Raw genomic sequence first — 8,861 nt, 5'->3', positions numbered from 1 at the left:
ACGACTGACGTGACCGGTGCTATCGAGTTGCCAGAAGGCAAAGAGATGGTGATGCCAGGCGACAACGTGTCGATCACTGTGAAGTTGATCCACCCGATTGCGATGGAAGAAGGCTTGCGCTTCGCTATCCGCGAAGGCGGCAAGACGGTTGGTGCTGGTGTGGTTGCTAAGATCATTGCCTAATCGAGGAATTTAAATGTCCTCGAAGCAAAAAATCCGCATCCGCCTGAAAGCGTTTGACTACAAACTGATCGACCAGTCTGCAGCTGAAATCGTTGAAACTGCCAAGCGCACCGGCGCGATTGTCAAGGGGCCAGTGCCTTTGCCAACACGCATGAAGCGTTTTGACATCTTGCGTTCACCGCACGTCAACAAGACCAGCCGTGACCAGCTCGAAATCCGTACCCACCAGCGTTTGATGGACATCGTGGACCCAACTGACAAAACAGTTGACGCCTTGATGAAACTCGACCTGCCAGCGGGCGTGGACGTCGAAATCAAATTGCAATAAAAGTTAAACGTTATTGCAGTTTTGGAGTGGGTCTAAAGCCCATTCCAAGCACCGCGCCAACGAGTAGTTGCTCTTGGCGCGGTTTTCGCGATATACTCGCGGGCTCTGTGCATTTTGTGCAGGGATTTATCAACCGTCTTTCACGTAAAAACGTAACTGCCAATTGAAGTGGTTGCGGTGAGAGTTTTGGAGAAAACAATGAGTCAAAGCATCCGTTTGGGATTGCTGGGCCGCAAGGTGGGCATGATGCGTCTGTTCACTGATGATGGGGATGCGATCCCTGTCACGGTGTTGGATGTGTCCAACAACCGCGTGACCCAAGTGAAAACCCAGGAAAACGACGGTTATGTGGCCTTGCAGGTCACATTCGGCGCGCGTAAGGCCTCTCGTGTCACCAAGCCTATGGCTGGTCACTTGGCTAAAGCGGGCGTTGAAGCCGGTGAAATTATTCAAGAATTCCAAGTGACAGCTGAAGTCGCAGCTAAGTACGCCGCCGGCGCTACTGTGCCTGTGTCTGACGTGTTTGCTGTGGGCCAAAAGGTGGACGTGCAAGGCACAACCATCGGTAAAGGCTTTGCAGGCACGATCAAGCGTCACCACTTCAAGTCGCAGCGCGCGTCGCACGGTAACAGCCGTTCGCACAACGTGCCCGGCTCTATCGGTATGGCACAAGACCCAGGTCGCGTGTTCCCCGGTAAGCGCATGTCAGGCCACTTGGGTGCTGACACTGTGACCACACAAAACCTCGACGTGATTCGCATTGACGAAGCCCGCCAACTGTTGATGATCCGTGGCGCAGTGCCTGGCTCAGCCGGTGGTTTCGTGTCTGTGCATCCCGCTGTCAAAGCTAAAGGAGCGAACTGATGCAAGTCGAACTCCTGAACGACCAAGGTCAAGCTGCTTCTAAATACGAAGCGCCTGAGGCCGTGTTCGGTCGTGAATACAACGAAGATCTGGTTCACCAGATCGTGGTGGCTTACCAAGCTAACGCGCGTCAAGGCACTCGTGCCCAAAAAGACCGCGAGCAGGTGAAGCACTCCACCAAGAAGCCGTTCAAGCAAAAAGGTACGGGCCGCGCTCGTGCTGGTATGACGTCATCGCCTTTGTGGCGTGGCGGCGGTCGGATTTTCCCGAACATGCCTGACGAAAACTTCACACAAAAGATCAACAAGAAGATGTACCGCGCTGGTATGGCTTCGATCTTGTCCCAATTGGCCCGCGAAGGTCGTTTGGCAGTGGTTGAGTCTTTGACTGTTGACGCTCCTAAGACCAAGTTGTTGGCTGCCAAATTCAAGGCGATGAACCTTGAGTCTGTGTTGGTCATCGCTGATCAAGTGGACGACAACTTGTACTTGGCCTCGCGCAACTTGCCTAACGTGCTGGTTGTTGAGCCACGTTACGCTGATCCGCTGTCATTGGTCCACTACCGCAAGGTGTTGGTGACCAAGGCCGCCATGGACAAGCTCAAGGAGATGTTTGCATGAGCCACGGACAGAAAAAAACCAAATTCGACGAAGGTCGTTTGATGCAATTGCTGGTTGCTCCCGTTGTGTCCGAAAAGGCCACCATGGTTGCTGAGAAAAGCAATGTCGTCACCTTCAAAGTGCTGCAAGACGCTACGAAACCCGAGATCAAGGCCGCTGTGGAATTGATGTTCAAGGTTGAAGTGCAAGGCGTTTCTGTGGTGAACACCAAAGGCAAGTCCAAGCGTTTTGGCAAATCCATGGGCCGTCGCGACAACGTTCGTAAAGCTTATGTGACGCTCAAAGCTGGTCAAGAGCTGAACATCTCTGGGGAGGCCGCTTAATCATGGCAGTCATCAAGATGAAACCTACGTCGCCCGGTCAACGTGGCGTCGTTAAAGTTACCCGTGATCACCTGTACAAAGGTGACCCTTACGCGCCGCTGCTGGAACCCCAGCATCAAAAAGCTGGCCGTAACAACAACGGTCACATCACTACCCGTCATAAGGGTGGTGGTCACAAACATCACTATCGCGTTGTGGACTTCAAGCGTAACAAAGACGCTATCCCCGCAAAAGTGGAACGCATTGAATACGATCCAAACCGTACGGCACACATCGCTTTGGTGTGTTACGCAGACGGCGAGCGTCGCTACATCATTGCGCCTCGTGGTTTGGAAGTTGGCGCAACATTGTTGAGCGGTTCGGAAGCTCCGATCCGTGCAGGCAATACATTGCCCATCCGTAACATTCCCGTGGGTTCAACCATTCACTGCATCGAATTGCAAGTTGGTAAAGGCGCTCAAATCGCTCGCTCCGCTGGTACTTCGGCCACTTTGTTGGCGCGTGAAGGCACTTACGCTCAAGTGCGTATGCGCTCGGGTGAAGTTCGCAAGATCCATATCGATTGCCGCGCCACCATCGGTGAAGTTGCAAACGAAGAACACAGCCTGCGCCAATTGGGTAAAGCTGGTGTCAAGCGCTGGATGGGTATTCGCCCAACCGTGCGTGGTGTCGCTATGAACCCTGTGGATCACCCACACGGCGGTGGCGAAGGTCGCACCGGCGAAGGCCGTCATGCAGTTGACCCATGGGGTAACCTGACCAAAGGTTACCGTACCCGTAACAACAAACGCACACAAGTCATGATTGTGTCGCGTCGTAAAAAGTAAGGGGTAACAAATGACTCGCTCTCTCAAAAAGGGTCCGTTTGTTGACCATCATTTGGTAGCCAAGGTCGACAAGGCCATCGCTAACAAAGACAAAAAGCCGGTGAAAACTTGGTCGCGTCGTTCAATGGTTTTGCCCGATTTCATCGGTCTGACCATCGCTGTGCATAACGGCAAACAACACATCCCTGTTTACATCACCGACCAGATGGTGGGCCATAAGCTCGGCGAATTCGCCTTGACGCGCACCTTCAAAGGTCACCCCGCGGACAAAAAAGTCCAGAAGAAATAAGGAAAGACCATGGAAACACGTGCAGTCCTTAGGGGCGTCCGTCTGTCGGTCGACAAAGGCCGTTTGGTCGCGGACATGATCCGCGGCAAAAAAGTTGACCAGGCTCTGAACATCCTGACATTCACGCAGAAAAAAGCTGCGGGTATCGTCAAGAAGGTTTTGGAATCTGCGATTGCTAACGCTGAACACAACGACGGTGCTGACATCGACGAACTGAAGGTGAAAACCATCTACGTTGAAAAAGGTGCCACGCTCAAGCGTTTCACTGCCCGCGCCAAAGGCCGCGGCAACAGTATCAGCAAGCCTACTTGTCACGTTTACGTGACAGTCGGTAACTGAAAGGTATAGGAAGATATGGGACAAAAAATCCACCCCACAGGCTTTCGCCTTGCAGTGAGCCGTAACTGGGCTAGCCGCTGGTACGCGAACAACCGTGACTTCGCTGGCATGCTGGCTGAAGACATCAAAGTTCGTGAGTACTTGAAGGCCAAGCTGAAAAACGCTTCTGTGTCTCGCGTTCTCATCGAGCGCCCCGCTAAAAGCGCCCGCATCACCATCTTCTCGGCTCGTCCAGGCGTTGTGATCGGCAAAAAAGGCGAGGACATCGAGAACCTCAAGCGTGAATTGACAGCGCGTTTGGGCGTGCCAGTCGCCGTCAACATCGAAGAAGTGCGCAAGCCCGAAATCGATGCTCAGTTGATCGCAGACAGCATCACCCAACAGCTCGAAAAGCGCATCATGTTCCGTCGCGCTATGAAGCGCGCTATGCAAAACGCCATGCGTCTGGGTGCCCAAGGTATCAAGATCATGTCGGCAGGTCGTTTGAACGGCATCGAGATCGCACGTACCGAGTGGTACCGTGAAGGTCGCGTGCCACTTCATACCCTGCGTGCAGACATCGATTACGCAACTTCTGAAGCTAAAACCACCTACGGCATCATCGGTGTCAAGGTGTGGGTCTACAAAGGCGATACCTTGGGTCGTAACGATCTGCCGGCCGCCGTTGAGCCTCGCGAAGAAGAGCGTCGTCCTCGCGGTCCCCGTCGTGATGCTCGCCCTACCGGTGATCGTCCCGCACGCAGCGGCGCTCGTCGTCCTGCAGGTACCAATGCCGCACCAACGGATGGCAGCGATAAACCCGCTGAAGCCGCTGATGCCCCTACAACTGCCGTCAAGCGCGTCCGCAAGGTTGCCGCGCCCGCAACCACTGGCACGGCTGCGGACGGTCAAGGAGAATAAGCATGCTGCAACCAGCACGCCGTAAATACCGCAAAGAACAAAAAGGCCGCAACACCGGCATCGCTACCCGTGGCAACACGGTGGCGTTCGGTGACTTCGGTCTCAAGTCAACTGATCGCGGTCGTCTGACGGCTCGTCAAATTGAGGCCGCACGTCGTGCGATCTCGCGTCACGTTAAGCGTGGCGGTCGCATCTGGATTCGCGTGTTCCCTGACAAGCCGATCTCCCAAAAGCCTGCTGAAGTGCGTATGGGTAACGGTAAAGGTAACCCCGAGTACTACGTGGCTGAAATCCAACCCGGTAAGGTTCTCTACGAAATCGTAGGCGTTCCCGAAGAGTTGGCCCGTGAAGCATTCCGTCTGGCCGCTGCAAAGTTGCCCTTGCGCACCACATTCGTGGCTCGCATGATCGGCCAGTAATTCAGGAGAGATAAGAAATGAAAGCTGCTGAACTGCGCCAAAAAGACGTTGCTGGCATCGAAGCCGAAGTCAAAGAGCTGCAAAAGGCCCATTTTGGTCTGCGCATGCAAAAAGGCACGCAACAACTCAATAACACGTCACAACTGCGTTCTACACGTCGCAGTATTGCTCGTGCCAAAACCATTCTTGCTGAAAAGCAAGCCGCCAAGTAAGGAGTGAACATGACGGACGCTAAGAAATCCCTCAAACGCACCTTGATTGGCAAGGTGGTCAGTGACAAACGTGCTAAAACCGTGACCGTGCTGGTCGAGCGTCGTGTGAAACACGCGCTCTACGGCAAGATCGTGGCCAAGTCGAGCAAATATCACGCTCACGACGAAACAGGTGAATACCACTTGGGCGACGTGATCGAGATTACCGAAAGCAAGCCAATTTCGAAGACCAAAAACTGGGTTGCGACCCGTTTGGTTGAGAAGGCCGCTGCGGTTTAAAGCTTTTAGGACCTCGGTCCTGCAAAGTCCTGAAAAACGACCCACAATGTGGGTCGTTTTTCTTTTTGTAATGTTCATTTTTAGGAACCACCATGATCAAAGTCGGAGACACCCTGCCACACACCACGCTGATGGAATACTCAGAAGTTGAGGGCGAGGGCTGCAGCATTGGGCCAAACGCCGTTGATGTGGCCAAGGCCAGTGCTGGTAAGACCATCGCTTTGTTTGCTTTGCCAGGCGCTTTCACGCCAACCTGTTCTGCCAAACATGTGCCTGGTTACGTTGAAAACTTTGATGCGTTCAAAGCAGCCGGTGTTGATGAAATCTGGTGTTTGAGTGTGAACGATGCCTTCGTGATGGGCGCTTGGGCGCGCGATCAAAAGGTTGGCAATAAGGTTCGCATGCTGGCCGACGGCAGCGCCGATTTCGCCAAAGCCACAGGCTTGACTTTGGATTTGACCGCGCGCGGCATGGGCCTGCGCAGCAACCGCTATTCCATGTTGGTGAAAGACGGCAAGGTCGTGGCATTGAACAACGAAGGACCTGGCAAATTCGAGGTCAGCGACGCTGCGACCTTGTTGGCCCAAGCCAAAAGCTGATTCGTTGCGAAGAGCCAGTCAGCTTGTTGACTTGCAGCATGCAAAAAGCCGCGCAATTGCGCGGCTTTTCTTATTTGAAATGGTGAGTTTTGAAGATCAAGTCAGATTGACCAATCGGTAGACCACATAAGCGCAGCCAGCCAAAACGACGACGGCAAGCGCGCGTGTACCCGCAGTATCTTTAGACGAAGGTGTATCCATTGGCAAAGCTTTGTCCCCCTTGAGCATGGGCGTGATCAAGTCTTCTTGTTTGAAAAATTTATAAAACAGCACCGATGCCACATGCAACGCAATCAACAAGAGCAGCAATACTTGACCAATTTCTGTGTGGTAATGCGTCGCCAAGCTCACCCACTCGTTAGAAATCTTGGCGGTCCAAGGCCCCGCTGTGGCGATCTCGTCATCGCTGCACAAACCACTCAAAACTTGCAGCAATAGCGTCACCAGCATGGCCAGCACAGACAAGCCCCCAAGTGGGTTGTGCCCGATTGCTTGCGCCGTTTTATTGGTTCGCAAAGCGCGCACATAGTGCAACAAATGATTGGGCGTGGACACAAAGTGTGAAAAGCGTGACCAGTAGCCACCGATAAGACCCCACACAAGTCGAAACAAAATCAAAGTCAGAACGGCGTAGCCTAGTAAGAAATGGAGGCCTAGCCAGTCATCGCCAATTTCACCCGTCAGATACATGCCTGCCACGGACGTGAGTAACAAGACATGAAAAACACGCGTGGGCAAATCCCAAACTCGAACAGCATTGAGGCGATGGTTGATGGACATGAGAGCCTTTCTGGTCAAAAGACAGCGGTACACAAAGTACGTAAACTCTGCGTCGCGAGTACCCATTCTATTTTCTACCGTTAAAGGACAGATCCCATGAAAAAAATGCTTTTGACACTGATTGCTGTCAGCAGCGCAGCCCTGAGTTTCTCTGCCGCTGCACAGTTTGCCAAAGCCGAAGATGCGGTGAAATATCGCAAAGCCAGCTTTACGGTCATGGCTGCGCACTTTGGCCGTTTGGGCGCCATGGCGCAAGGCAAGGTGGCGTTTGATGCCAATGCCGCAGCCGCCAATGCCGACATCGTTGCCAGCATGGCCAAGTTGCCTTGGGCCGCATTTGGCGAGGGAACCGATCAAGGCGATACCAAGGCCAAACACGAAATTTGGTCGCAAGGCGCTAAGTTCAAAGATGCGGCAGATAAATTGCAGACAGAGTCTGTCAAATTAGCGGCGGCAGCAAGGGCCGGCAAAGAAGATGTATTCAAGGCCGCATTCACCGCGACAGCTGGCACTTGCAAATCGTGTCACGACGATTTCAGAAGCAAGTAAATCGCGATCTCAGGTGGATGAAACGCGCGACAACGTCGCGGGTTGGCTAGGGGCACAGTTCAAAGAACGTGCCCCATTTTCATGCGCGTTTTAAACGCCTAAATGATGTGCTGACGGCGTAGCGCTGCAATGGCCGAGGCGTCCATTTGCAGTAAATCGTGCAGCACTTCGTCGGTGTGTTGGCCTAATGTGGGAGGCGTGATGTCTTGGCGCACAGGCGTCACGCTGAGCTTCATGGGGCTCGCCACCAACTCAACTGAACCAGCCAATGGATGCGTCCACGAGCTCACCATATCGCGCGCACGGATGTGCGGATCGGCAAAAACTTCCGCCAAATTGTTGATCGCACCGCAAGGCACTTTGGCGGCTTCCAGCGCTTCAAGCCAAGCGGATTTGCTGCGTGACAGCATCACTGTCTCCAACATCGGTACCAACACCGCACGGTGACGCACGCGGTCTGCATTTTTGACAAAGCGTGGATCGGTCGCCAAGTCTGGTCGGTTGGCAACTGCACAGAACTTCGCATATTGGCCGTCGTTGCCGACTGCCAAAATCAAATGGTCCTTTGTGCCGTCTGGCATTGGGGCCACTTCAAACACTTGGTAGGGCACGATGTTTTGGTGCGCATTGCCGGCTCGTCCGGGCACCTTGCCTTCTTTTTGTCCTGAGACCAAGTAGTTCGCGCCCAAGTTGGCCAGCATCGCCACTTGCGTGTCGAGCAAGGCCATGTCCACCTGCTGGCCTTGGCCTGTTTTTTCGGCATGACGCAGCGCGGCCAGAATGGCCACCGTGGCGTACATGCCCGTGAACAAATCGGCCACGGCGACGCCAACTTTCTGTGGGCCGCCGCCCAAGTCGTCACGCTCGCCGGTGACGCTCATCAAGCCCCCAATGCCCTGCACCGCGTAGTCGTAGCCGGCACGTTCACGGTAGGGGCCGGTTTGGCCAAAGCCCGTCACGCTGCAATACACCAAGCGTGGGTTGAGGGCGATGAGGCTGGCGAAGTCCAGGCCGTAGCGCGCCATGTCGCCAACCTTGAAGTTTTCGATGAACACATCACACGATTTCACAAGCTCTCGAATGAGCGCCTGCCCTTCGGAGGTTGAGATGTCGCAGGTCACCGAGCGTTTGTTGCGGTTCGCCCCAAGGTAATAAGCCGCATCGCGGGTGTCTGCACCTTGCGTGTCCTTTAAAAAGGGAGGGCCCCAACTGCGGGTGTCGTCGCCTGCGCCGGGGCGCTCAATTTTGATGACGTCTGCGCCGAGGTCTGCCAAGGTTTGGGTACACCAAGGCCCTGCTAAAACGCGTGATAAATCTAGGATGCGAATGCCGTCGAGTGAGTTCATGGTT

15 protein-coding genes and 1 pseudogene are annotated in these 8,861 nt (G+C 54.1%); 14 read left to right on the top strand and 2 right to left on the bottom strand.

The window, feature by feature from the left end; translation table 11 throughout:
- The 13 genes and pseudogenes from tuf to C5F52_RS18305 all read left to right on the top strand — a co-directional run.
- A pseudogene (tuf, locus tag C5F52_RS18365) lies at positions 1-183 on the top strand (elongation factor Tu); the annotation flags it as partial.
- 13 nt (positions 184-196) lie between these two features.
- Positions 197-511 carry a 30S ribosomal protein S10 gene (gene rpsJ, locus C5F52_RS18360; RefSeq protein WP_100133892.1) on the top strand — a complete coding sequence of 105 codons (315 nt, stop codon included), beginning with the start codon at positions 197-199 and terminating at the stop codon, positions 509-511.
- Between the two features lie 198 nt (positions 512-709).
- Positions 710-1,375, top strand: a complete 666-nt coding sequence (gene rplC, locus C5F52_RS18355; RefSeq protein ID WP_104799800.1) for a 50S ribosomal protein L3 — start codon at positions 710-712, stop codon at positions 1,373-1,375.
- Positions 1,375-1,995: a 50S ribosomal protein L4 gene (gene rplD, locus C5F52_RS18350; protein ID WP_104799799.1), complete on the top strand. Its 621-nt coding sequence runs from the start codon at positions 1,375-1,377 to the stop codon at positions 1,993-1,995. The genes rplC and rplD overlap by 1 nt, the downstream gene beginning before the upstream one ends.
- Positions 1,992-2,318: a 50S ribosomal protein L23 gene (gene rplW, locus C5F52_RS18345; RefSeq protein WP_104799798.1), complete on the top strand. Its 327-nt coding sequence runs from the start codon at positions 1,992-1,994 to the stop codon at positions 2,316-2,318. The genes rplD and rplW overlap by 4 nt, the downstream gene beginning before the upstream one ends.
- Positions 2,319-2,320: 2 nt before the next feature.
- On the top strand, positions 2,321-3,145 hold the full coding sequence (gene rplB / locus C5F52_RS18340; protein WP_104799797.1) for a 50S ribosomal protein L2: 825 nt from the start codon (positions 2,321-2,323) through the stop codon (positions 3,143-3,145).
- A 10-nt stretch (positions 3,146-3,155) separates the two neighbouring features.
- Positions 3,156-3,434, top strand: a complete 279-nt coding sequence (rpsS, locus tag C5F52_RS18335; protein ID WP_100133887.1) for a 30S ribosomal protein S19 — start codon at positions 3,156-3,158, stop codon at positions 3,432-3,434.
- Positions 3,435-3,443: 9 nt separating this feature from the next.
- Positions 3,444-3,773 carry a 50S ribosomal protein L22 gene (gene rplV / locus C5F52_RS18330; protein ID WP_100133886.1) on the top strand — a complete coding sequence of 110 codons (330 nt, stop codon included), beginning with the start codon at positions 3,444-3,446 and terminating at the stop codon, positions 3,771-3,773.
- Positions 3,774-3,788: 15 nt separating this feature from the next.
- Entirely contained in the window at positions 3,789-4,673 is an 885-nt protein-coding gene (rpsC, locus tag C5F52_RS18325; RefSeq protein WP_104799796.1) for a 30S ribosomal protein S3, read from the top strand.
- 2 nt (positions 4,674-4,675) lie between these two features.
- Positions 4,676-5,092 (top strand): 50S ribosomal protein L16, encoded by a 417-nt coding sequence (rplP, locus tag C5F52_RS18320; RefSeq protein WP_100133884.1) that lies wholly within the window; start codon positions 4,676-4,678, stop codon positions 5,090-5,092.
- Between the two features lie 17 nt (positions 5,093-5,109).
- On the top strand, positions 5,110-5,304 hold the full coding sequence (gene rpmC, locus C5F52_RS18315) for a 50S ribosomal protein L29 (RefSeq protein WP_104799795.1): 195 nt from the start codon (positions 5,110-5,112) through the stop codon (positions 5,302-5,304).
- A 9-nt stretch (positions 5,305-5,313) separates the two neighbouring features.
- A complete protein-coding gene (gene rpsQ, locus C5F52_RS18310) occupies positions 5,314-5,583 on the top strand; it encodes a 30S ribosomal protein S17 (protein ID WP_104799794.1) in 270 nt (89 codons plus the stop codon).
- A 92-nt stretch (positions 5,584-5,675) separates the two neighbouring features.
- On the top strand, positions 5,676-6,182 hold the full coding sequence (locus C5F52_RS18305) for a peroxiredoxin (protein WP_104799793.1): 507 nt from the start codon (positions 5,676-5,678) through the stop codon (positions 6,180-6,182).
- A gap of 96 nt (positions 6,183-6,278) precedes the next feature.
- Here the strand turns inward: C5F52_RS18305 and C5F52_RS18300 are convergent, their stop codons facing one another.
- Positions 6,279-6,962: a cytochrome b/b6 domain-containing protein gene (locus C5F52_RS18300; RefSeq protein ID WP_161499730.1), complete on the bottom strand. Its 684-nt coding sequence runs from the start codon at positions 6,960-6,962 to the stop codon at positions 6,279-6,281.
- Between the two features lie 96 nt (positions 6,963-7,058).
- On the opposite strand from C5F52_RS18300, the gene C5F52_RS18295 reads away from it, so the two are divergent.
- Entirely contained in the window at positions 7,059-7,511 is a 453-nt protein-coding gene (locus tag C5F52_RS18295) for a cytochrome c (RefSeq protein ID WP_104799791.1), read from the top strand.
- A gap of 98 nt (positions 7,512-7,609) precedes the next feature.
- Here C5F52_RS18295 and C5F52_RS18290 read toward each other — a convergent pair whose 3' ends face one another.
- Positions 7,610-8,857, bottom strand: a complete 1,248-nt coding sequence (locus C5F52_RS18290; RefSeq protein ID WP_104799790.1) for a CaiB/BaiF CoA-transferase family protein — start codon at positions 8,855-8,857, stop codon at positions 7,610-7,612.
- Positions 8,858-8,861 lie beyond the last annotated feature (4 nt).

It is taken from the genome of Limnohabitans sp. TS-CS-82, from assembly GCF_002943475.1.
The sequence above is the reverse complement of the archived record's forward strand: the minus strand, read 5'-3'. Positions and strand labels throughout refer to the sequence as shown.

Excerpts from the sequence above, each read along its gene's own strand:
- rpsJ (WP_100133892.1), top strand. The coding sequence starts at position 197 with ATGTCCTCGAAGCAAAAAATCCGCATCCGCCTGAAAGCGTTTGACTAC.
- rplC (WP_104799800.1), top strand. The coding sequence starts at position 710 with ATGAGTCAAAGCATCCGTTTGGGATTGCTGGGCCGCAAGGTGGGCATG.
- rplD (WP_104799799.1), top strand. The coding sequence starts at position 1,375 with ATGCAAGTCGAACTCCTGAACGACCAAGGTCAAGCTGCTTCTAAATAC.
- rplW (WP_104799798.1), top strand. The coding sequence starts at position 1,992 with ATGAGCCACGGACAGAAAAAAACCAAATTCGACGAAGGTCGTTTGATG.
- rplB (WP_104799797.1), top strand. The coding sequence starts at position 2,321 with ATGGCAGTCATCAAGATGAAACCTACGTCGCCCGGTCAACGTGGCGTC.
- rpsS (WP_100133887.1), top strand. The coding sequence starts at position 3,156 with ATGACTCGCTCTCTCAAAAAGGGTCCGTTTGTTGACCATCATTTGGTA.
- rplV (WP_100133886.1), top strand. The coding sequence starts at position 3,444 with ATGGAAACACGTGCAGTCCTTAGGGGCGTCCGTCTGTCGGTCGACAAA.
- rpsC (WP_104799796.1), top strand. The coding sequence starts at position 3,789 with ATGGGACAAAAAATCCACCCCACAGGCTTTCGCCTTGCAGTGAGCCGT.
- rplP (WP_100133884.1), top strand. The coding sequence starts at position 4,676 with ATGCTGCAACCAGCACGCCGTAAATACCGCAAAGAACAAAAAGGCCGC.
- rpmC (WP_104799795.1), top strand. The coding sequence starts at position 5,110 with ATGAAAGCTGCTGAACTGCGCCAAAAAGACGTTGCTGGCATCGAAGCC.
- rpsQ (WP_104799794.1), top strand. The coding sequence starts at position 5,314 with ATGACGGACGCTAAGAAATCCCTCAAACGCACCTTGATTGGCAAGGTG.
- C5F52_RS18305 (WP_104799793.1), top strand. The coding sequence starts at position 5,676 with ATGATCAAAGTCGGAGACACCCTGCCACACACCACGCTGATGGAATAC.
- C5F52_RS18300 (WP_161499730.1), bottom strand. The coding sequence starts at position 6,962 with ATGTCCATCAACCATCGCCTCAATGCTGTTCGAGTTTGGGATTTGCCC.
- C5F52_RS18295 (WP_104799791.1), top strand. The coding sequence starts at position 7,059 with ATGAAAAAAATGCTTTTGACACTGATTGCTGTCAGCAGCGCAGCCCTG.
- C5F52_RS18290 (WP_104799790.1), bottom strand. The coding sequence starts at position 8,857 with ATGAACTCACTCGACGGCATTCGCATCCTAGATTTATCACGCGTTTTA.